Annotated in this window: 21 protein-coding genes; 16 read left to right on the forward strand and 5 right to left on the reverse strand. The window is 61.7% G+C overall.

The window, feature by feature from the left end; genetic code table 11:
- The first annotated feature begins 14 nt into the window (after nucleotides 1-14).
- The 7 genes from RI101_11080 to RI101_11110 all read left to right on the forward strand — a co-directional run bounded on the left by RI101_11080 (nucleotide 15) and on the right by RI101_11110 (nucleotide 7,939).
- Entirely contained in the window at nucleotides 15-1,067 is a 1,053-nt protein-coding gene (locus RI101_11080; GenBank protein ID MEC4890593.1) for a PhoH family protein, read from the forward strand.
- Between the two features lie 3 nt (nucleotides 1,068-1,070).
- Complete coding sequence (gene ybeY / locus RI101_11085; GenBank protein ID MEC4890594.1) at nucleotides 1,071-1,568, forward strand: rRNA maturation RNase YbeY; 498 nt, start codon at nucleotides 1,071-1,073, stop codon at nucleotides 1,566-1,568.
- A gap of 2 nt (nucleotides 1,569-1,570) precedes the next feature.
- Entirely contained in the window at nucleotides 1,571-2,506 is a 936-nt protein-coding gene (gene ftsY, locus RI101_11090) for a signal recognition particle-docking protein FtsY (protein ID MEC4890595.1), read from the forward strand.
- Between the two features lie 107 nt (nucleotides 2,507-2,613).
- Nucleotides 2,614-3,399, forward strand: a complete 786-nt coding sequence (locus RI101_11095; protein MEC4890596.1) for a response regulator — start codon at nucleotides 2,614-2,616, stop codon at nucleotides 3,397-3,399.
- 235 nt (nucleotides 3,400-3,634) lie between these two features.
- The gene (locus tag RI101_11100; protein ID MEC4890597.1) at nucleotides 3,635-5,710 is read left to right on the forward strand and encodes a M1 family aminopeptidase; all 2,076 of its coding nucleotides are present in this window, start codon (nucleotides 3,635-3,637) and stop codon (nucleotides 5,708-5,710) included.
- On the forward strand, nucleotides 5,697-6,827 hold the full coding sequence (locus RI101_11105) for a hypothetical protein (GenBank protein ID MEC4890598.1): 1,131 nt from the start codon (nucleotides 5,697-5,699) through the stop codon (nucleotides 6,825-6,827). Before RI101_11100 ends, RI101_11105 begins: the two co-directional genes overlap by 14 nt.
- Nucleotides 6,824-7,939 carry a phosphatase PAP2 family protein gene (locus tag RI101_11110; protein MEC4890599.1) on the forward strand — a complete coding sequence of 372 codons (1,116 nt, stop codon included), beginning with the start codon at nucleotides 6,824-6,826 and terminating at the stop codon, nucleotides 7,937-7,939. Before RI101_11105 ends, RI101_11110 begins: the two co-directional genes overlap by 4 nt.
- A 31-nt stretch (nucleotides 7,940-7,970) precedes the next feature.
- Here the strand turns inward: RI101_11110 and RI101_11115 are convergent, their stop codons facing one another.
- The 4 genes from RI101_11115 to RI101_11130 all read right to left on the reverse strand — a co-directional run bounded on the left by RI101_11115 (nucleotide 7,971) and on the right by RI101_11130 (nucleotide 11,554).
- Nucleotides 7,971-9,803: a glycosyltransferase family 39 protein gene (locus RI101_11115; protein ID MEC4890600.1), complete on the reverse strand. Its 1,833-nt coding sequence runs from the start codon at nucleotides 9,801-9,803 to the stop codon at nucleotides 7,971-7,973.
- Nucleotides 9,800-10,090 (reverse strand): lipid-A-disaccharide synthase N-terminal domain-containing protein, encoded by a 291-nt coding sequence (locus RI101_11120; GenBank protein ID MEC4890601.1) that lies wholly within the window; start codon nucleotides 10,088-10,090, stop codon nucleotides 9,800-9,802. Before RI101_11120 ends, RI101_11115 begins: the two co-directional genes overlap by 4 nt.
- Nucleotides 10,091-10,095: 5 nt before the next feature.
- Nucleotides 10,096-10,830 carry a glycosyltransferase family 2 protein gene (locus RI101_11125; protein ID MEC4890602.1) on the reverse strand — a complete coding sequence of 245 codons (735 nt, stop codon included), beginning with the start codon at nucleotides 10,828-10,830 and terminating at the stop codon, nucleotides 10,096-10,098.
- Nucleotides 10,831-11,014: 184 nt separating this feature from the next.
- Entirely contained in the window at nucleotides 11,015-11,554 is a 540-nt protein-coding gene (locus RI101_11130; protein MEC4890603.1) for a hypothetical protein, read from the reverse strand.
- 359 nt (nucleotides 11,555-11,913) lie between these two features.
- Between RI101_11130 and RI101_11135 the strand changes: the two genes are divergently transcribed.
- The 6 genes from RI101_11135 (at nucleotide 11,914) to RI101_11160 (ending at nucleotide 17,177) form a co-directional block, all read left to right on the forward strand.
- Entirely contained in the window at nucleotides 11,914-13,377 is a 1,464-nt protein-coding gene (locus RI101_11135; GenBank protein ID MEC4890604.1) for a class I SAM-dependent methyltransferase, read from the forward strand.
- A gap of 354 nt (nucleotides 13,378-13,731) precedes the next feature.
- Entirely contained in the window at nucleotides 13,732-13,992 is a 261-nt protein-coding gene (gene tatA, locus RI101_11140) for a twin-arginine translocase TatA/TatE family subunit (protein MEC4890605.1), read from the forward strand.
- 102 nt (nucleotides 13,993-14,094) lie between these two features.
- Nucleotides 14,095-14,394, forward strand: coding sequence for a twin-arginine translocase TatA/TatE family subunit (locus tag RI101_11145; protein ID MEC4890606.1), 300 nt, complete (start codon nucleotides 14,095-14,097; stop codon nucleotides 14,392-14,394).
- Nucleotides 14,395-14,723: 329 nt separating this feature from the next.
- Nucleotides 14,724-16,289, forward strand: coding sequence for an alginate export family protein (locus RI101_11150; GenBank protein MEC4890607.1), 1,566 nt, complete (start codon nucleotides 14,724-14,726; stop codon nucleotides 16,287-16,289).
- Nucleotides 16,290-16,542: 253 nt separating this feature from the next.
- Complete coding sequence (locus RI101_11155; protein ID MEC4890608.1) at nucleotides 16,543-16,785, forward strand: hypothetical protein; 243 nt, start codon at nucleotides 16,543-16,545, stop codon at nucleotides 16,783-16,785.
- On the forward strand, nucleotides 16,782-17,177 hold the full coding sequence (locus tag RI101_11160; protein MEC4890609.1) for a type II toxin-antitoxin system VapC family toxin: 396 nt from the start codon (nucleotides 16,782-16,784) through the stop codon (nucleotides 17,175-17,177). Before RI101_11155 ends, RI101_11160 begins: the two co-directional genes overlap by 4 nt.
- Before the next feature lie 46 nt (nucleotides 17,178-17,223).
- On the opposite strand, the gene RI101_11165 is transcribed toward RI101_11160, so the two are convergent.
- Nucleotides 17,224-18,726, reverse strand: a complete 1,503-nt coding sequence (locus tag RI101_11165; GenBank protein ID MEC4890610.1) for a hypothetical protein — start codon at nucleotides 18,724-18,726, stop codon at nucleotides 17,224-17,226.
- Between the two features lie 158 nt (nucleotides 18,727-18,884).
- Here RI101_11165 and RI101_11170 point away from each other — a divergent pair, with 158 nt between their 5' ends.
- The 3 genes from RI101_11170 (at nucleotide 18,885) to RI101_11180 (ending at nucleotide 22,153) form a co-directional block, all read left to right on the forward strand.
- Entirely contained in the window at nucleotides 18,885-19,643 is a 759-nt protein-coding gene (locus tag RI101_11170; protein ID MEC4890611.1) for a hypothetical protein, read from the forward strand.
- A 121-nt stretch (nucleotides 19,644-19,764) separates the two neighbouring features.
- Complete coding sequence (locus RI101_11175; GenBank protein ID MEC4890612.1) at nucleotides 19,765-20,019, forward strand: hypothetical protein; 255 nt, start codon at nucleotides 19,765-19,767, stop codon at nucleotides 20,017-20,019.
- 277 nt (nucleotides 20,020-20,296) lie between these two features.
- Nucleotides 20,297-22,153 (forward strand): ATP-dependent DNA helicase RecQ, encoded by a 1,857-nt coding sequence (locus tag RI101_11180; protein MEC4890613.1) that lies wholly within the window; start codon nucleotides 20,297-20,299, stop codon nucleotides 22,151-22,153.
- Nucleotides 22,154-22,229 lie beyond the last annotated feature (76 nt).

Below are 22,229 nucleotides of genomic sequence, written 5' to 3' on the forward strand. Positions count from 1 at the left end.
AACACCCCGCATTCGTGCGCAAACTTAAGTTACGAGAAGGCACTAATACTGCCGCCCTGTTCGGTCATCACGACTGCCACCTCAAATTGATCGAAGGTGAGCTCGGCGTGCGGCTTTCCGCACGCGGGGAAGAGCTGACGCTGGACGGCCAGCCCGACGCCACTCGTCAGGCCGAGCGCATACTATTCGAACTCGCCAATCTCACCAATGACGGACTGGTTCTTCAGCCGGACGACGTGACGCATGCCTTGACGGCGCTGCGCCAGACGCCCGACGCCTCGATCAAGGACGTGCTCGCCGGCGCCACCGCGATCGTCACCAAAAAGCGGTTTATCGGGCCGAAGTCTCCCACGCAAAAAGCCTATATCGAAGCTATTGAGCAGCACGACATCGTGATCGCGATCGGGCCGGCCGGCACGGGCAAGACTTATCTGGCGATGGCGATGGCGGTGAGCGCGTTGATGACCAAGGCGGTGAGCCGGATCATTCTGGCCCGCCCGGCGGTGGAAGCCGGGGAGAAGCTGGGATTTTTGCCGGGGGATATGTATGCGAAGGTCAATCCCTATCTGCGGCCGCTGTACGATGCCTTGTTCGACATGATGGATATGGAACGGGCTAATCGCCTGATCGAGCGCGGCGATATCGAGATTGCCCCGCTGGCCTTCATGCGCGGGCGGACGCTGAATGATTCGTTTGTGATTCTCGACGAAGCGCAGAATGCTACGGCGGAACAGATGAAGATGTTCCTGACCCGGCTAGGCTTTCACTCGAAGGTGGTGGTCACCGGCGATATCACGCAGGTGGATTTGCCGGCCGAGCGCGTGTCGGGGCTGATTGAGGTGAAAGAGATTCTGCGCGGCATCGAGGGCATCGAGTTCATCTACTTTGACGAGAAGGACGTGGTGCGGCATCGCCTGGTGCAGGACATCGTGAAGGCGTATGACCGGTATCAGTCGGCCAGTGGCTGCGACCCGAGAGCCGCTCGGGGACAGGGTTCGTCATCAGGCTCCCGCAAGGCGGCGCCGTCCGGCGCACCGCCGCGAGACTCCTCGGGCCAATCCCACTAAGCTATGGCTGTCTATGTACGTGTGCGCCTCATGCGGTTGGCGGTGCGGCACACGGCGTGGAAGCGTGTGGCTACCCTGGTGCTGGAGGCGGCCGGCGAAGCCTCGTCGGAACTCAGCATCGAGCTGATCGGGGATGGGCGCATGCGACGGCTCAATCGTGAGTATCGGAAAAAAGATCGCACGACGGATGTGCTGGCCTTTGCCATGCGGGAGTCGGCCTGCCCTGACGAGTCCCTCCTCGGCGATGTCGTGATTTCGGTGCCGACGGCTCGCCGCCAAGCGAAAGAGAACGGCCGGGCGTTGGATGAGGAGTTGGCCTGGCTGTTGGTGCATGGGGTGCTACATCTGTGCGGATACGATCATGAACGGAGCGACCAGGAAGCCCGGCGTATGCGCCGGCGGGAGCAGCACATTTTGCGGGGGCTCAGGCCGATTCCGCGGCTGGTCACGGTACCGAAAGCCGTTGCGCCGCTACGTCGGCGTAGCGGGAAGATGGAGTAATCATGGGGTGGTTTCAGCGGCTCAGCGACGGACTCAGTAAAACCCGCCAGGTGGTCCGGCAATCGCTCGACCGGGTGTTGGGTCGGACGCCGGACCCGGCGATGCTCGAAGAGCTGGAGGCCGCGCTCTTGAGCGCCGATTTGGGCGTGCGTGTGGTAGACCGATTGATGACCCATGTGCGCGAGCATGCGCGCGGGGCGGACGCGGCGAGTTCCGACGCGTTGCAGAATGTGCTGAGCCGGACGGTCTATGGCCTCTTGGCCCCGGTGCAGGGGCCGTCATTGGAACAGCTGATCGCGCAAGGGCCGAAGCCGTTTGTCGTGCTGGTGGTCGGCGTCAATGGAGTGGGGAAGACCACCACGATTGCCAAGATGGCACAACGGCTGGTGCAAGGCGGCCGCCGCCCGTTGCTGGTGGCGGGCGACACCTTTCGCGCGGCGGCGATCGACCAGCTGCAAGTCTGGGCGGATCGTGTCGGGGTGGATGTCATCCGGCAGCGGCATGGGGCGGACCCGGCGGCGGTGGCATTCGACGGCATTGTGGCCGCGAAGGCGCGTGGGGCCGATGTCGTGCTGATCGATACGGCGGGCCGGTTGCACACTAAGTCCAATCTCATGGATGAGTTGCGAAAAGTGACTCGGGTGATCGGCCAGGAGCTGCCGGGCGCGCCGCATGAAACCTTGCTGGTGCTGGACGCCACGCTGGGGCAGAACGCGCTGGCGCAAGCGCGGCAATTCAAGGAATCCGTCGGCGTGACCGGCCTCGTCCTGACCAAGCTCGACGGGACCGCGCGCGGAGGCATCGTGGTCGCCATTGCCGAGGAGCTGAAGATTCCGGTCCGGCTGATCGGCGTCGGCGAAGGGGTCGAGGATCTCCAGGACTTCAATCAGGAAGCCTTTATCGCCGCCTTGTTCGGGCAGCCCGCGCCCCGGTCATAAACCCGTCAATCTCTTTCTCCTCCAGCGACCCCGTGCTATGGTTGACGCAAGACAGTGGCGGGGTGTGCGCCTCGCCGGTGGGATGACATTGGAGCCGCGCGGTTCGCATGATAACGATTTTGATCGTGGACGACGACCAGATGAATTGCGATCTGTTGCAGACCGTCCTGACACGGCATGGCTATCAGGTGGTGACCTGCACGAGCGGGCGCGACGGGTTGGAATTGTTTCGGAAGCAGGCGCCGCGCATCACCGTGCTTGATTTGCGGATGCCCGAGATGGACGGGTTGACGGTGCTCAAAGAAATTCGGGCGATCGATCCCGAGGCGCCGGTGATCATCCTGGGCGGCGGAGCCACCGAGGTGCAGGAGAATCAGGCGCGTTCGCTGCGCGTGACGGATTTTATCCGCCGTGGGCTCTCGTTGGATATTCTCGTCGAGGCCGTGCATCGGGCGTCACAGTTGCCGGTTCGGCCGAATCCGGTCCCGATTCCTCCCGCCCCTGCGATGGCAGGCCAGGACACCGGTGAGTCGGTGCTGATCGTCGACGATGATCCGCTCATTCGGGATTTGCTGGTTCAATTTCTCAGTGTGCGTGGCTATCGGGCCTTCGGGGTGGCCGATGGACATGAGGCGTTGCGCGTCGTGCGGGAAGCGGCGCCGGATCTGATCCTGTTGGATATGATCCTTCCGGGGTTGCCGGGGATCGAGGTCTTGCAGTCGCTTCGGGACATGCAATATCCGGGCGGGGTGATCATCATGACCGGGAGCCATAACGAGGAGATGCTCGAAGAAGCCTGGGCGTTGGGGCCTCAGGAGATCCTGGGGAAGCCGATTGCCCTCGATCGCCTCCTCACCGCCGTTCAGCTCGTGCTCGTCTGCCGCGAGTGCTAAATCCCGCTACCGATGTTGAAAGGGAAACCGATCGCACTCGATCAGTTTCCCACCGCCACCCAGCTTGTGCTCGCCTGCCGCGAGTGCTAAAACCCTTCCGATGCCATTCGGACGCGCGTGCCTAGCTTTCAGCACTGCTCTCATCAGTTTCTCGCTGGTCCTGCCCCTCTCTGACGGACGGGCCGGTGATCCGCCTCCATTCGCTCCGGCCATACGCCATCATGATTTGCGGGCCATGATTGATCCTGATCGGCACCATCTAACGGTCACGGATCGGATGGTGCTTCAGGCCGGCGGGCTGCCGCAAGCACTCGAGTTTACCTTGGCCAAATCGCTACGGGTCACGGAGCTGCTCCTGGTCGAGGGGGGGCGGGCCGTTCCTGTGCCGTTTACGGTCGGCCCCACGCCGGCTGATTCCACTATCCAATCCCTTACGCTCTCGCTGCCACAGAATGTCTCCGGCGACGTGACGCTGGAGTGGCATTATCAGGGCCTGGTCAATGATCCACCGCGCGAGCCGCGCCATCTCCGGTTTGTGACGCCGAGCGAGACCGCCGGCCATATCGGACCGGAAGGCGTCTATCTGAGCAGCGAAAGCGGGTGGTATCCCGATCTGTCCGGCTCGCTGGCCTCCTATGCGCTCGCGGTCAAGATGCCTGAAGGCTGGACTACGGTCAGCCAGGGGCGTGGGGGCGCCACACAAGATTGTTCCCCGGCCAATGCCGGAGGGGCCTGCGTCACATGGCAGACCTGGGAATCGGGTATTGCGGAGGCGCTCACACTCGTCGCCAACCGGTTTCGCGTCGCCCAGCGTGAGTGGACGGATGGGCAGGGGAAGACGGTTCGTCTTGCCACCTACTTGTTTCCTGAGGATGCGGTGCTGGCAGACGAATATCTGGCGGCGACCGCCAAGTATCTCGAGGCCTATGTGCCGCTGCTAGGGTCCTATCCGTTCGAGCAATTCGCCGTGGTGGAGAATTTCTTTGCGAGCGGGCTCGGGATGCCGTCGTTCACTCTCTTAGGCAGCGGCAGCATCAAGCGCCACTATACGCAGCCCTACGCATTGGGGCATGAGATCGTCCATTCCTGGATCGGCAACGTCGTGTGGAATCGCGCCGAGAGTGGCAATTGGGTGGAAGGGCTCACGACCTATCTGGCGAACTATTACTGGCATGAGCTGGCCAAAGATGACCGGCAGGCGCGCGAGCAGCGCCGCTTGATGACGCAGGGGTACAGTCTGTATGTGGCGCCAGAATCCGATTATCCCCTGATGGAGTTTCAGCGGAAGAGCGACGAGAAAGATAATGCCATCGGCTATCAAAAGGCGGCGATGGTCTTCCATCAGCTGCGCAGGGCAATTGGCGACGAGGCGTTCTGGCGAGGGGTGAAGCAGATCGTCGCAGAGCTCTCCGGGCGGCATGCGGATTGGAAGGATCTTGAACGGGTGTTTGCGCAGGTCAGCCGGACAGACCTGCGCTGGTTTTTTGCGCAATGGGTCGAACGGGCCGGCGCGCCGCGGCTGTCCCTCCTTGAGGCCTCGGCCTTGCCCGAGGCCAATCAGCCTGGCGCCTATCGGCTGCAGGTCGCAGTGCGGCAGGAGGGGGAGCCTTTTCGCGTGACCGTCCCTCTCGAAGTCACGATGCAGGACTCGGTACAGACCGTGCTGGTGCCGCTCCTTGAGGCTCAGGGAGAAGTCGAGGTGTCGGTGCCAGCCGCGCCCTTGTCGGTGGCGCTGGATCCCCAGTTCATGACGCTCCAGCGGCTGAGGCGTGACCAACTGGCGCCGGTGCTGAATTTGTATGTAACCGATCGGCAGAAAGCGCTCCTGCCGCTGTTTGCCGACAGCACGACACCGTTTCATGAGCTGGTGGCGCGCATTCAGGCGCAAGAAGAGTCGGTTCCGCCGGATCGCAAGACGGTGATCTTGCCGGTAGACACGGCGGCGCTGCCTGAGTCAGGATCGGTCCTGATCCTCGCGACGCCGGAACATCAGGCGCATGCGCAGGCCCTGGTGACGGACTCGTGCGGGGATCGGGTGCAGTTGGAGCCGGGCGGATTTCGCATCGCCGGGGCGAGGTACGAAGGGCCCTCGATGGCCGTCGTCTTGTCCTGTCATCGCGCGGGGGTGCCTGGCTCGGTGGTGACGGTGTTGTATGCCATCCATCCCGCGGCGGCCACGAAAGTTGCCCGCTTGCTGTTTTTCTATGGATGGCACAGTGTGGTGATCTTTACCGACGGCGCCGTGGCGCAGCGTGACGTCTGGCAGGTTCCTCAGATGATCAAGGAGGTTCGACGCAATGCACAGCAGTAACCGGTATCGCAGTTTGCTCGGAGTGATCGCGGCGCTCATGTTGTGGCCCCAGGCCGGACTGGCCGCCGAGCGAAAAAAGAGCCCGGAGGTGGCAAAGGCCCCTGCCAGCGCCGAGCGGCATCTGAAAAATATCAAGCAGCTCACGTTCGGCCGGCAAAACGCGGAAGCCTACTTCTCGTTCAGCGGGAACAAACTGATCTTTCAGTCGACGAACAACTGGATGAAGGACACCTATGCCTCGGCCTTAACCCCGGCCGAGATTCCCCTCGGCTGCTATCAGATGTACGTGATGGATCTGGACAGCGATCAGGTCCGGCTGGTCAGCACGGGATCGGGCGCCACCACCTGCGGCTATTTCTTTCCCGGCGACCGGCGGGTGCTGTACTCGTCCACGCACCTCAGCGGGCCGAACTGCCCGCCGAAGCCGCCGCGCGAAGGCGCCTACCGCTGGGCGCTCGACAATTATGACCTGTTTGCCGTGCGCATCGACGGACAGGAAATGCAACGGTTGACGAACACACCCGGCTACGACGCGGAGGCCACGGTGTCGCCGGACGGCAAAACCATCGTGTGGACGTCGGTCCGGGACGGCGACCTGGATATTTACGCGATGGATCTCGACGGGGCCCGCCATCGGCGGCTCACCGAGGAGATCGGCTATGATGGCGGGGCCTTTTTCTCGCCGGACAGCAAACGCATCGTCTATCGCGCGTCCCATCCGACCGACCCAGCCGAGATCGCGAAGTACAAGGACTTGCTGGCGCAGCGGCTGGTGGAGCCGGGCCAGCTCGAACTGTTCATCATGAACGCCGATGGCAGCGGAAAGCACCAAGTCACGTCGAACGGCGCGTCGAATTTTTCTCCGTTCTTCCATCCCGACGGCAAGCGCATCATCTTCTCCTCGAATGTCGAGACGCGTGGCGAAGGGGGGCGGCCCAGCTTTCATCTCTATCTCGTGGGTGACGACGGCGCCGGCCTGGAGCGTCTGACCTTCGAGGGCCAATTCAACAGCTTCCCGATGTTTTCACCGGACGGCAAACGCCTCGTGTGGGTGTCCGACCGGAATGCAAGCCAGCCGGGCGAATTCAACGTGTTTCTCGCCGACTGGGTGCCGTGACGGTGGTGGGTCAGGGGCCAGAGGCGAGGGGCGAGGGGCAAGCCGGCATCGGCCACCAGCGGCTTTCCTCTAGCCCCTCGCCTCTAGCCCCGCGCCTGCTGTCGTTCATCTGCCTCTGTGCCGCGCTGGTGTGCGTGTACGGGGGGCTGCGGGAATTCGATGGCCCAGTCGCGGGGCATCTCCGCGCGATCACCACGCCGGAGGGTGGGGGCACCCTGACGGTGCCGTGGATGGCGTTTGTCAGCCAGGCCGGCAACTGGCTCGGCGATGGGCGGCAGTTGCTCACCGTCAGCGCTATGCTCATGGCGCTTGGGTGGGCCTATCCCCCGTCGCGCGGGATGCGCACGGGCATTGAGACGTTGTGGGCCCATGGGATTGCGACGGTGCTGGTCCACACGGTCAAGCATCTGGTCGGACGGCCCAGGCCCAAGTTTTCCACGTCGGGCGACTGGGAGATGGCCCCGTCGTTGCTTTCCGGATTTGACTCCTTCCCGTCAGGCCATACCACGGCGACCTTTGCTTTGGCCGTGGTCTTGAGTCGGCGATTTCCCCACTACAGCCTGCTGTTCTTTGGGGCGGGCGCGTTTGTCGCGTTGAGCCGCGTGCTGCGGGGATCGCATTTCACCACCGATGTATTTGGCGGGGCGGTGCTGGGTCTCGTGAGTGGCGCGCTGGCCATGCTGCCGTGGAAGGACTGGCGCGTGGCGATAGAAACGGGTGTGAGGCAGGCCGCCATTGGAACGGTCTGGGTCTTTGCGCTGCTGTGGGCTGTGACGCACCCGATGCCATCAGGATGGGACAGCATCCTCTTGATGGGGCTTGGTGCAGGGCTGACAGGGCTCGGTTTGTGGTGCAGGCTCGGCAAGTGGCGGCACGCGCATCGGGTCTGGCGCATAGCCATCGCCCTGGGGCTGTCACTCATGACGGCCTCGCCGCTGGTCATGGCTGCGGCAGGATTTCTGTGTCTGGGATTGTGGATTTGCGAAGAGCAGAATCAGAACACCGCCGAAGACTCACGGAGCCTGGCGATCGTCCGAAACGGTGAGTTGGTGGCCGCCGTGCTGCTCAGCCTGGCCGTGCTTGTCGTTGGCCGCGGGGCACTTCACTTGTGAGGCGCCCGTCCCGCTTTTCTCGCTTCCCTGATCAATGTCCGAAGATGAGCGGCTCTTTCGTCGTCGAAGGCGGAGGCGGCAGCGCGGCCGATTCCGGGATCTGCACCATCGGCTGGCTGGCGAGCAAGAGATACCCGTAGCGTTTCAAAATCGGTTGGTAGTTTTTCACGTCGCCCGGCAGTTTCTCCACGAAGGTTTCCGGCAGGAGAATCATCGTGCGGCCGGCCTGCGACAGCGCCTCGCGCATCTTATCTTCTTCACCCTTTCCAACGAAGAGCACTTTGCGGCGGGCATAAAAGGCCATGGAGGGTCTCGTCGAAGCGTAGACGATCAGTTGCTCGCCCGGTTCGAGGTTCACCCCCGCCGCGTAAGCCAGCTCTTGCGGCGGCGCGACAAAGTAGCGATTCACCGCCGGCAGGATGAACAGCATCACGACCAGCACCACCCCAGCGAGCGATCCGGCGGCCGCCCAAAAGGCCCCGCGCCGGCGCGTTTCCGAGAGCCCGAACGCGCCCACCAGTCCCATGCCGATCAGCAGGAGTGTGGCGGCGATGTAGGGGCCGCTCCCCATCGAGAGTTGCGTGGCCAGGGGAAATTCTTTGACCAGTTTCCCGGCGATCTTCGTGTCATAGATCCAGGGCAGCGACGCGAAGGCGCCGGCCAGGAGAAAGCCCAGCCACATCACCACATGCACGGAGGCTCGGGCGCCGCGGGTGGCGGGCTCGGCCATGCAGCGAGACCAGAAAAGGGCCGTGAGAATGGCGGCGGCCGGAAAGAGCGGGCCGATGTAATGCGGTAGCCTGGTCGATGACAGGGTAAAGAAGATGAACGTGCCGAAGATCCAGGCGGCGGTGAACCATTCCAGACTGGGGACGTCTGTCGGGAGATCAGACTCCTGGCCTCTCGTCTTTCGCCAGTTATTGAAGGCGTCATACCAGGCGAAGAGGAGCCAGCCGCTCCAGGGGAAGAATCCGAGGAGCAGCACCGGGATATAGAACAAGAGCCCAAAGCTGTGCCCTTCCATCGGGTTGAGAAACCGGCCGACGGTGTTGGCCTGGGCTGAAGCGGCGTACTCGGCGCCATGGAGCCACCACATCGTGGCGTACCAGGGCAGGGCGATCAGGACGGTCAGCGCTGTTCCAGGCAGCGGTTTCCCCTCCTGCCAGAATCGCCCCCATTGCTTCGTCAGGGAGAGGTAGAGGGCGATGGTGATGAGCGGGACGAGGAACCCGACCGGCCCCTTGGCCAAGGTTCCCAGCCCCATCGCGAGGTAGCAGATCCAGAGCCAGTGCCGCCGGGCGTGCGTCGTCTGAAAGCCCAGCCAAAAGGCGAAGAGCGAGAGCGTGGTGAAAAAGATCAGCACGCTGTCGGTCAGGGCCATGCGGTTGAGCGCGATCATTTGCAGATTGAGCGCGAGCATCAGCGCCGCGAGCAGCGCCGTGACCGGATCGCGCAGCCGTGCGAGAAAGAGATAGAGCATCAGAACCAGGCCCAGGCCGAAGAGGGCCGAAGGGAACCGCGCCGCAAAGGCCGACACGCCGAAGGTTTTATACGACGCGCTCATCAACCAGTACACCAGCGCCGGCTTCGCGTAGCGCGGTTCGTAGTTGAAGGTGGGGCTGATCCAGTCGCCGGTTTCCAGCATTTCCCGGCCCGCTTCCGCGTTGCGGCCTTCGTCGCGGTCGGTGAGGCCGAGGGCTCCCAGGTTCCAAAAGAACAGGACTCCGCAGAGCGCCAGCAGGATGCAGAGGTGGCGCACGATGAGCGTCGCTGGATAGGTGACGGATGACGGGTGAGAATCGCGCGACTCCGCGCTCGCCTCCGTCTCGCGGTTCTCGCTTGTCCCGCCCGTCTGATCGCTCATCGCTGATCACCCTTCACGGGTTTCGAGAGGTCCGGGCGATAGATGAGCATCAGATTGCGGATGTACACCACAGAGCCGATGCTTTGCCCGGCGATGAAGACGGGATCTTTCTTGTAGATGGCATAGGCCAGCGTGATAAGGCCGCCGATGAGGCTCAAGTACCAAAAGGACACCGGCACCTTGCTCGAGGCGCTCTGTTCCGAGGCGAGCCATTGAACGATCCAGCGTCCGAAGAACAGCCCCTGGCCGAGAAATCCGATGGCGATCCAAATGGTGTCGAGACTCATACTGATCACTTATCACGGAGCCGATACCGCAGCACGCGCTGTTGCATCCAGCGGACGGCGATGAGGTCATAGAGCGATTTGAAAAGCCGGTTGCCGACGCCATATTTCGAGAGGCCGTGGGCGCGGGGATAGTGGCTGACCGGAATCTCGGTCACGGTAAATCCGTGCATGAGGGCCAGGGCCGGGAAGAACCGATGCATGCCGGTGAAGAGCTGCAGCTTGTCCACCAAGGCCCGCCGGAAGATCTTCAGCGAGCAGCCGGTGTCGTGGACGCGGTCGCCCGTGACGGCGGTCCGCACCTTGTTGGCGATGCGGGAAGAGAGCTTGCGCACCAGATTGTCGTTGCGGGTCTTCCGCCAGCCGCAGACGAGGTCGAACTGTTGGATCAACGGCAGCATCCGGTCGATATCGGCCGGATCGTTCTGGAGGTCTCCGTCGAGCGTGATGACCAGGTCGCCGGTCGAGTGTTTGAAGCCGGCATCGAAGGCGGACGACTGGCCATAGTTCCGGTCGAAATGCAGCACGCGGACCATGGGATAGGTCTGTTGCAGCTGGTCGAGCAGTTCGCTGCTGCCGTCGGTGCTCCCATCGTCGATATAGACCAGCTCGAAGGGGGCCTTCCGGGACTCCTCGCGTGCGGAAAGCACCGTGAGGACCCGCTCAGTGAGCGGTGTCAGATTGTCTCGTTCATCCTTGATGGGAATGACGACAGAGGCCCATGGGCGAATCGCGTGGGTCATCGGGCGCGGCGGTTCCTGGATAGCTGTCGGAGAAGAGTCACGGCGGCATTCTAGCGAATGGTCCGCGGACCGTCAAACGAGGAGGCGTGACGGGTAAGAGGAGATGGCACGCGGCGAGGGGCTAGAGGCATGAGGCGAGGCGGAAGATCCTCCGCCCGCTAGCCTCGAACCTCTGGCCTCGTGCCTACTGGATAATCGTGAACCGCATCGTGCCGACCAGGCTCATCTCGTTCACCTCCTCGCCCGCATGGATCTCCACTTTATAGCGGCCGGGTGTCCATCGGTCCCGGGGAGGGAAGAGCTTCAGGTAGCCGCTCTCGTCTTCGAGCGCCATGTACATGGCGTCCTGGCTGACGAGCGACTCGGGGGAGAGGCCCGGCACGTCTTCGGGGAAACAGCGGCCGAAGACCTGGAAGGCCTGATAATGCTGGTGTAGGTGGAACACGATGAAGACGGCCGGCGTGCCGGAGGAAAACCGTTCTGTCGGCCGGACGGGCACGATTTCGTGCGTGCGGCGAAACCCCATCTCTTCCTCAAACCCCTCGGCCATGGTGATGGAGCGGAACATGCCGCCTGGCGGCGCATCGAAGTCGTAGGGCTGGGCCTCGTGGGGTTTGTTTTGGAACTCGGGAATGGGGAGATTCCTCGTCAGGGGCAGGTCCTCGGCCCAGGCGAGCGGGACTCCCAGCAGCAAGGCGATGAGCAACCGGCACAGGGCGATCATGAAAAGTTGGTACACTCCCTTGCGCCGCAGAGTCAAGGGTGGGCACTGGGGAGAGCCATCACCAGGCCCGTTCCTAACGGGTCCTCCCCTTTGTAAGGGGAGGCAAGGTGGGGTAGAGGATATCGGCGGTCATGCGGCTTGCGAACGCACGACCAGTCAATGGCAGCTGGAATCTTCGACCTCCCCTGGCCCCTCCTTACGAAGGAGGGGAAAGGAAATGGGATGTTGCCGAAAGGGAGGGGAAGCGCTGAATGCTGACCGCTATGAGTTCTCCGATTGCGGCGGTTTCCAACCGTCTGCTACAATTCCGCCCACGCAACACGCACCACCTGTCATCCGTCACAAGTGAGATCGAAGTTATGCTTCAAGACGCCGACGCATTGCCGCAGTTGATCGGGGATTACAAGCCGCTGGATGAGTGGCAGGCCCACATCAATACGCTGTTCTACCGCCTCCGTGGCGACAAGCTCCGAACCTATTATCAGACCTTCGCCTCCGCCGACTATCGATTGGCGCATGCCCTGGCGGCGGATTATTACGAACAGGTGACGAAGCGCGAAAAGGCCCGAGGCAAGGGGCCCGAGGCGAGAGGTGAGAGTAAAGATTCTCCGACCCCTAGCCCCGCGGCTCTCGCCCCTCGCCTGATTGTGCTCGAGCTCGGCCCCGGCAACGGCAACCTGGCCGCCTGCTTCCTGAGCCATCTGAAAACCCTCGATAAGGACGGCCTGGTCTATCCCCGCGTCCGCTACGTGCTGGTGGACTGGGAGCAGTCGATCCTCGACGGGGCCATGGCGCATCCGGACCTCGCGCCACATCGTGATCGGGTCGAGGCCATGCTGGGGACGGTGGAGCACATCGCCGGGCTGGCGGACCAGTCGGTCGATCGGATCATCTGCAACGAACTCTGGAACGATCTGCCGACCAAGCTCATGGCCAGGAACGCGGGCGACATCGAAGAAGAATACCTTCGCCCCAATCTGAGCGAGACGCTGCATGCCACCATTCAGGATTGGTCGGGGTTCGTGCGGGCCTTCGAAGCCAAGGATGTCGAGCAGCTCAAGACATTCCCGCCGTTTCTTGACGATCTGGTGTGGGAAAAGGAGTTTCGGAAGGTCGAGTGGAAGGATGTTCCCTATCGCAAGACCATCACGGAATTTCTCAAGACCATCGACGAGCAAGTGCTGGTGCCGGTGAATCTCGGGGCCTTTGCCACGCTGAAGGAAGCCAAGCGGCTCCTGGCGCCCGATGCGGTGGGGTTCAGCGCGTTCGACGCCGGGACGGCGGATAAGCAGGTGCTCAACGATCCCGACAAGCCCTGCTACGGCCAGTTCGGCGGGCAGTACAGCTTCATGATCAACTTTGCCCTGGTCGAAGCGGTGGCCAAGCATCTGGGCCTGGGCAAGATCACGATTGAGCCGCAGCGCGAGTTCGTCGGCCGGTCGTTGAACACCAACGTGATCACCCTCATGGATCTGCTGGCCACCCACCCCTCAGCAGGGCCGAAAATGCAGCCCTGGGAGCAGGACCGGCTTGTGCTCAAGACCATTAAGGCGCTCAACGAGACCTGCGAAAGCCCCTATAGCCGCAAACTGGATTTCCCCTTGCAGCACAATATGCCCCAGGAAGAGCGGGAGACGCTGAACGGCATGCTCCTCTCGCTGAAGCGGAACGGTGTGCCGGATACCGTGGCCTACCTGACCGAAGAAGAGCTGGCCACGGCGGCGCGAGACCTGGAAGGGGTCGGCTACGATCCCGATACGGTGAACGTGGCCCTGACCGCCCCGCCAAGCCCGATTGAATATCATCACTTTGGTTGTAAATAAGGCGTGAGGGCCTGGCTCTGTTTCCCCTCCTTCGTCAGGAGGGGCCAAGGGGAGGTCGAATGTTTCAGGGGGCTAATTGGCTGGTGCGTCTCTCTTCCGCCCGATTTCCAATATTTTCCCTTGACTTGCCATAGAGTTTTCTATAGCCTTCCCCCCGATTTAGGTATCAACCACCCATCTTTCGTATGGGACGGCCGGTGAATCTAAATGCGGATGGGCAAGAAAGGCGTCACGTGCAAGATCTGAAGATCTGGCGGCAATCGGCCACCTTGTTCATCGTCTCTTATCGCACGGCTCACCGGGCGCACCTGTCCGGCGCAGATCATTCTTCACGTTCATTATTGAGGTATTAAGATGTTCGGCTCATTCGGCTGGATGGAGCTCATGCTGATTTTGATCATCGTGTTGATCATTTTCGGCGCCGGCAAATTGCCGCAGTTGGGCGAAGGGCTCGGCAAGGCCATCAAGGGATTCAAGAAGACCGTGCATGAGGCCGACGCCATCGATGTGACGCCGGGCGAGCCAGCGCCGCCCACGCAGATTGCCGCGCCGGCCCAGCCAGTGCCGCCACCGGCCGCGCCGGTGCAGCAGAGCGAACAGGCGAAACAGGGCTAACAACAAATGGGCAAGTGGTTAGAGGCACGGGGCTAGTGGAAAACCATCTCATAGCTGGTACCCCTCGCCTCTCGCCCCTCGCCTCGTGCCAAGGGTTACACGATGTTTGGATTAGGCGCCGGCGAAGTGCTCATCATTCTCGTGATTGCGTTTCTGCTCTTTGGGCCGAAGCAATTGCCGGAGGTGGGGCGGCAAGTCGGGAAGGCGGTCAAGGGATTTAAGGAAACGGCGGAAGACCTGCGGAAATCGGTGGAGCCAGAGCTCAACATGATTCAGCAGGAAGTGAAGATGGTCGAGCAGGACTTCCAAGCCTCCATGAAAGAAGCCGAAGAAGAGATCAACGCCGCTGGCCAGAAGCCGGAGCAGGGCCAAAAGTCGATCAACGAGGCGAATCAGGTCTGAATGATTTAGGTAAGGGGTGAGTGTCGAGAGGAAAGAGGAAAGAGGAATAAGGAGGAGTGGAACGCAAGTGCAAGGGTTCATCCTCTAGCCCCGTGCCCCAGGCCTCGTGCCTAGTCAGAAACGAGATTTTACGAGCTAAAACGAACAGGGTCGTGTAGAAGTGTCGTCGAGAGGCAGCAGACGAAAGGGTGCAGGGAAGGCCCTTTCGGAATGGCATCCAGGAAGTCGATGGATGCCATCATAGTGGCAGTAGTTGGATCGCAAGTCGGCAGCCTGTCTGTGGGAGTGGAGCCACCAGGGGCTGTCATCCAATTCACAGGAGGAACGCTATGAGAAGAAGCAAGGAAGCAGCAAAGTGGGTGCTGGCAGCGGCCCTATTGGGGGCGATGCCGGCGGGTCAGGCCTTGGCCGATCCGCCCGTGGCGCCGAAGGTGATCGATTCACCGACCAATGTCCCGCCGGTCCCCCGCGCGATGCCGGATCTGATTCCCTACTGGAATTTCGATCCGCCCAAGAGCCCCTTGTTCGACCTCAGCAAGCTCACCGTCTCCGGTGATGCGCGTGTTCGTGCAGAGTCCCGCAAGAACGGGAATTTCGGGCAGGATGGAAGAAAGAATGCGGATTCGTTCGTCCAACAGTGGGCACGGCTCGGCCTGAACTACGCCGTGTCGCAAGATGTGGATATGTTCACCCAGCTCCAGTATTCCAAGAACTGGGGCGGTGCCGGATCGTCCGCCGGAGCGGCAAATGATTCGGGGAACCAGATCGGAAGTCCCACAAATGTCAGCGGGACTACCACCACCGGCAGTGGCAGCGTTCTCGGTGTCCGCCAGGCCTTCATCATGATCCGCAACCTGGGTGTGGATGGATTGAGCCTGAAGGTGGGCCGTCAGTTGGTCGTGATGGGCAACCATCGTTTATTTGGTCACTTCGATTGGAACAATCAGGCCTTCTCGCATGACGGTATCACGATGCAGTACAACCAGCCCACCTATGAAGTCTGGGCTGGCTGGTTGCATGAAGCGAATTCTGATGCAACTACTTCTGGTGCGTCAGCCGGTGCGGTGAGTTCAGCGGCATCCGGCGGTGCCAATGCCGATCTTTTCTTTACACGCCTGGTTTTCAAGCCGATCGCTGGCTTGGCGATCGAACCACTCTGGGTGTGGCAGAACAACAAGACGGGCACAGCTACGACTGTGACTACTGCGCATGCTCCAGGGCAGAGCCGGCATACCCTCGGTGGCCGGGCCGCCTATCGGAATGGCATGTTTGACGGTACGTTTGAGAGCTATTGGCAGACCGGGCATTTTGATGCGGCCAATCAACAGAATATCAGCATCAATGCGGTCGCCATGGCGGTGGAAGGTGGTATCACGTTGCAGGATGTGCCAACCACGCCGCGCCTGGGCTTGGAGTTTAACTATGCCTCCGGCGATAACGGCACGTGTAATGCCACGACGAACCCTTCGGGCTGTCAGGGTAATGCCAACACGTTTGAGAACCTCTATCCGACCAACCATATCGTCATGGGCTATGCCGACCGTATGGCCTGGCGGAACATGGTTGGGTATAGCGGAAGCGTGCAGTTGAATCCGACTCAGCAGAGCCACTTGGAAACCCGGTACTGGGTCTTCCGGAAGGCGAACCAGAACGATTGCTGGTACACGGCGTCACAAGCCTGCCAGTCATCAGCGTCCACGACGTCCAATTCACTCTATAAGGAATTGGATGTGATCTACACCCTGTTCTTCAAGGGCAACAAGGTGGCCTGGCAGACCGGCTACTCCTACCTTTGGGCCGGCAAGGGCATGGATCAGATCGTGGTGGCTTCGGGTAATGGTCCGTCAGCGTTGAACTCGCAGTGGATGTACACCCAGTTGCAAGTCAATTTCTAAGAAGCTGACAAGCGGCATAGGGCTCGGGGCGAGAGGATCTCTCGCCCCAGCTGGATGATGAAACCCCGCCGAGGGCGATCCCCTCGGCGGGGTTTTTCTTTGCCCTCCGCCGCACACGCGCAATCCCATTCCTCCCTTTGTCTCTTCTGACGAACGCCTATGGATAGCCTGATGCCTTGGACTATCATATGTTGACCATGATCGTTGACCATGGTAGCTTGATGCCATGGGTACACAGCGAAAACGTTCTGAGATGGAAGAGATTTCGATCTCGCAATTCAAGGCTACCTGTTTGGCCGTACTTGATCGTGTGAAACGGACCAATAAGTCCATTCTCGTGCTCCGTAAAGGAGAACCGATTGCGCAAGTCACGCCGCCACCCCCTCCGGTCAAGCAACAGGCATGGCTTGGGTCACTCTCGGATACCGGCAAGATTCTTGGAGATATTATCACTCCGGTGTCCCCGCCTGAGGAGTGGGAAGCCTATCGAGCATGAAGTTATTGCTCGATACCCATGTGTTTCTGTGGAGTGTTCTTGACCCCGATCAACTTGCCACGGAGATTCGAGCCGAATTAGAAAGCCCGGCTCATGAGTTGTGGCTCTCGCCCATCACGTTGTGGGAAGTGCATCTCTTGGCGGAGAAGGGGCGCATCCTTCTCAAGCCGGATGCGCCACGATGGATTCAACATGTCCTCGAATCCATCCCGTTTCATGAGGCTGCTGTCACGCATGCCGTGGCTTTGATGAGTCGGCACATCGATCTGGCTCACCAAGATCCCGCCGATCGGTTTCTTGCGGCGACGGCCGCAATCTATGAGCTGACGCTTGTCACGGCGGATGAACGCCTCTTGCACTCGCATCAGTTCAAGACTCTGGCTGCGCGGTAAGGGGGACGAGGCGCAATTTAGAAGATCGGGAGAAGATCAGAAATGATCAGCGGCTGACATGGCCAAGCGGGATCGATTGCACGCCCACGGTCGGGGGGAGTGCGGGCACGGTGACGGCACTGCCTCTGAGAGAGCGGAGCCACTCGCCGAGGGTCACGACGCCATCGTGGTCAAGATCGGCCTCCCCTGCCAGGCCTGAGAGCAGGCCCTGAAGCTGGGGCGCTGCGCCGGTCGATCTGGCAATCTGAATCACCGTGGCGGTGGACGGTCCAGATGCCCCGGCTAGATCGGCGGCCCAGTTGGGCGCCACGGGTTTCGCTTTCCCGTCTTTCGGCAGTGCGGCTCCCGTCAAGGGCGTATCAAGCACAGCGAGGGCCAGCTTGGCGCCCAGTTTCTGTACGCGGCTTTGCAGCCAGCGCAGCGAGATGAGCCTGGTGCGCGACGAAGCCGGTGTCCCGTCGTAGGGAATAAGCGAGATCTCGCCGGTTTTCGGGTCGGCCAGAGCCTGGCCGCTGAAATAGAACAACACGATCGAGTCCTTGTTGACCCGCTTGGGGAGCCAGGAGGTCAGGGCTTCTTCGATGTCCTCTTGGGACGCCAGTTCGTCTTGCAGCAGCAGGGTGTGATTCTCAGGCACCTGGAGCGAATGGTTGAGGAGGGACAGGGTGCCCTTGCTGTCGAAGGCAAGGCCCTCCCGCCAGCCGGCCCAGGGAGTCCGGTAGAGGCCCACGCCCACGACCACGGCGTAACGATCGGCCTCGTGGGTGCTCGCGGCAGGAGGTTGGACTGAGAGGGCAGGCGCTGCGGGAGGAGCTGCCACCGGCGCCGGATTTATGATTGGAGCCGAGGCCGTGGCGGCAGGGGGCGCTGCCGGAACTTGATTGGACGCGACCTGCGTGACCGTGCCGGCCTGTGTCTTGGCGACGAGCTGTGCGACATACTGGGGAAACTGGTCGGCGAGCTGTTCCGTGGCGGTCTTCATGACGTCATCTAAACTTTGCGTGGCACATCGGCTGCTTCCGCCGAATAGCGGAGTCCAGATACTGGCGGCTTCCGAATAGGTGAGCGGCGCGTCTGGCAGCGGATTCCCCTGAGGATCGTAAAAGATGGCGATGAGCTGGATATCGACCTGTGCGACATACCGGTCGTCCGCGCCGGTGCGCGTTTTGGCTGTCAGGGATTGGTGCAGAAGCTTGATGGTGGCGGTGATGGGAATGGCGCCCGGCGCGGAGACCGGCGCGGGGGCTCCCGTTGTGTCCGCGATGGACATCTGGGCAAACCGGACCCGGCCTGTCTCGTGAAAGGCTTGGACGAGGGCGTCTCCCAGCTTTCCTTTCCAGGCAACGTCAGCACAGGCCTGGTGTTCCAGGATGGCTGTTCGCACGGAGGGGTCGAAACTCAGGGCGACGGACGCGGGGATAAGCGGTTGCGATTGCCGCGCTGGCGCATCGGAGAGGCGTGGGGCTTTAAAATTGCTGCATGCGGCCGTGACGCAGACGATGGCCCCTACAAGGGTTGTCAGGAGCAAGGGGGCAGGCCGCATCAACATCGGAATAAGATACCCGATCGTGTGGATGGATACAACGAGGATATTGGCTCAACCCCCTGGCTGGACCCGATCCGGCTCAGCCCAGCTTGACTGTTTGGTGAGGGGAGGAGGATGATTCATTTCGATGTCATCCTGAGTCTTTCACCGGGAGGTCGGCTATGGCGCTCGTGCGAGTAATGACCGCTGTGCTGTCGTGCAGTGCCTTCTTGTTTGCCGGGTGCAGTCAGCAGCCGCTCTCGCGCATCAGTCACTATGTGGGCGGCTCCGGTGAGCAGGCGCCTCTGGCGGTCTCTGTTCAACCGGCCTCAGTAAGCAGCCCGATCATGGCCGGGCTGTTGGTGATCAATGACACGTCCGCCGCAGGACCCGCCACTGCCTTATCCGATCGGGCCAAGGCTTTTCTCACGCATCAGGTCCGCGAGCGAGTCGAAGGAGCGACGCCGATTCATATTGCCCAGGTGCTTGCGGCGAATGGTTCCGCGCAGCCGCAAGGGCCGGACGCGCTGGTCAAGCTGGCGCGGGAGCAAGGGCTGACGCATCTCTTGGTCGCGCTCTTCTCCAGTGCCGAGTCCGAAGTGCCTATGTACCTTCCCCTCACGGGCGATCCGGAGCAGGGGGGCTCGCGTCCGGGGGTGCCGGGCTATGAAGCGGTCAATTATGCGCTGGCTGAATTGGCCTTGCTCGACACGGCGAGCGGGCAGGTCATCGCCCGGTCCGATGGACGGGCCTGGGCCAGGCTCAACCGGTTGAATGTGCCGATGGCGTCGAACGCCTACCCGGTGATTCATCGCTCGCTTCGCCCGGCGCCTATTTACCCGCCGGCCGCCGATGCCAAGGACGTCTTGCGCAGCCTGGCCGCCGATGAGGCCTTAGAGCAGGCCGCTTCCAAGCTGCAAGAGGCCTGGCCAAAATCCTGATGCGCCTTCGCGGCCGCTCTCTCCATACGGACGCAGCCTGTCTTGTCCTTGACCTGGCCGGAGGCTCTCCACTATCCTGCCTCATCTGATCGAGGAGCCCCTCTCACGGCTGGAGGTATCTATGCGCTGGTTTCATGTCCTGTTGGTGTTGTTGCTGGCGACTGCGTGGACGGCCTGTTCATCGACCCGCTGGGTGCATCCGACCAAGAAAGAGGAGTTTCTGACCTACGACTGGAATCAATGCGAGCGCGACTGGCTCAATCTGATGGCCACGAATCCTGGCATTGCGGGAATGGCTGATAATCAAGCGCTCACGCGGCAGCGAATAGACCGCTGTCTGCAGAAAAAAGGCTGGCGGAAAATCGAGGAGGAGTAATTAAGAATATAGAAGGCGATTGCTGAAAGCCGAACTCATTTCCCCTCCTTCGTAAGGAGGGGTGAGGGGAGGTCGAGGCTGTCGCCAGCCATGAGAGGCTTGTGTGTTCGTGCGCGGCGTGGTTGCTGTGAGCCTCTACCCCTCCGTGCCTCCCCTTACAAAGGGGAGGACAGAACGGACATGGATCGCCGATGGCCGGTTGCCGATAGCTTTCTTTCTCCCTGCTCCTCTATACTTCCTGCGCAGTCATCGGTTTCATGCCAATCTGTAATGCCCCGTGGACCATCTCACTCGACAACTCAAAACACAGTTCAGCTTTGCGGAATTCCGGCCCGGCCAGCTTGAGGTGATTCAAGCGGTGCTGGCCCGGCGCGACGCGCTGGCGGTCATGCCGACCGGCCAGGGGAAATCGCTTTGCTATCAATTGCCCGCCACGCTGCTGCCGGGGTTGACGCTGGTTGTGTCCCCGTTGATTGCTTTGATGCAGGATCAGGTCGAGAGTCTGAAGCAGCGGCAGATCGCCGCCGCCGCCTTTCACTCCGGCCTATCCGAGCCGGAGCGCGACAAGGTAATGCAAGCGTTGCATTTGCAACGGCTGAAGCTCCTGTATGTGGCGCCGGAACGGATGCAGCATGAGGGATTTCTCCGGATCCTGCGCTCCTGCCTCATTTCGCTGCTGGTGGTGGATGAAGCGCACTGCATCTCGCAATGGGGGCACGATTTCAGGCCCGATTACATGAAGATCGGCCGCCTGCGCCGGGAACTCAATCAGCCGCCTTGTCTGGCGCTGACGGCGACGGCCACGACGCGTGTGCAGGCCGATGTATGTGAACGGCTGGCCCTGCGCGATCCGCTGAAGCTGGTGACGGGGTTCCGCCGGACGAATCTGGCCCTGTCCGTCCGCCCCTGCCAATCCATGCCTGACAAGCTGGGCGCGCTGCAGCGGCTGGTCCGCGCCTGTGAAACCGGCACGATCCTGGTCTATTGCGCCACCCGCCGGACGGTGGAGGAAGTGGCGAGCTGGCTGGGGCAGTCGCAGCCCTCGGTCGGCTATTACCATGCGGGCCTGTCCGATGACGAGCGGCGGCTGGTGCATGACGATTTTCGCCGGGGGGTGCTGCGCATTCTGGTGGCGACGAACGCCTTCGGCATGGGTATCGACAAGCCGGATGTGCGCCTCGTGGTCCATTTCGATATTCCCGGCAGTGTGGAAGCCTATTACCAAGAGGCCGGGCGGGCTGGGCGCGACGGATTGCCTGCCGCCTGCGTGGTGCTCTTCCACGAGCGGGATCTGGCGACGCAGGAGTATTTCATTCAGCAGGCGGGGAAAGATCCGTCGAGCGCCGACCGGGCGGAGCGCATGCGGACGTTGTTACAAGAGATGCTCGCCTATGTTGCGGTGCCGACGTGCCGCCAGCTCGCGATTCTGGATTACTTCAGCGATGAGGAAGAGCGGGCGCTGGGTCCCTGCGGTCTGTGCGACCGGTGTGCGACCGGCCAGCCGGCTGAGCCGGCGTTGATGGCGGATGATCAGGCCTGCGCGAAGGCGATTCTGGAGACGGTGTCCTGGTGCGAGGGGCGGTTCGGCGTCAGCCGCCTCGTTGAAATTTTGCGCGGGAGCCGCTCGAAGGCGATGGCCTCCTCTGGCGCCGAGCACTGCCCGACCTATGGCAGTTGCCGCGATCGTTCGAAGGTGGCGATGACGCGTCTGGTCAAAGAGCTGATCGACTCAGGTCATCTGGCCGTCGAAGGGCAGGAGTACCCCACGCTGGATCTCTCCCGTCTTGGGCGTGAGGCCTTGAAGGGAATTGGCACGATCACCGTTCCGCCGTCCGATCCGGCGCAGCCTGTTTCACGGGCGAGCAAGCCGTCCGGCGAACGGCCCAAGACCATGGTCCTGCTCCGCGCCTCTCCCGGCGATGCCCAGCTCTATGAACGATTGCGTCAGTTGCGGACGGCCCTTGCGGAGGAAGAAGGGGTGGCGCCCTTTGTGATTTTCCACGACAAGACGCTGCGCACGATCGCCAGCCATAAGCCGCTGACGGCGGCGGCCTTGCTGGAGATTCCCGGCATCGGCGACGTGAAAGTCGAACGGTACGGCCGCCGGGTGCTGGAGATTGTGAAAGGGGAATAGGAACGCTCTCAGCCGTCAGCGTTCAGCTCTCTTTTCTAACCCCTCCTTCGTAAGGAGGGGCTAGGGGAGGTCGAGT

The organism is Nitrospira sp., from assembly GCA_035968315.1.
Taxonomy (GTDB): Bacteria; Nitrospirota; Nitrospiria; order Nitrospirales; family Nitrospiraceae; genus Nitrospira_D.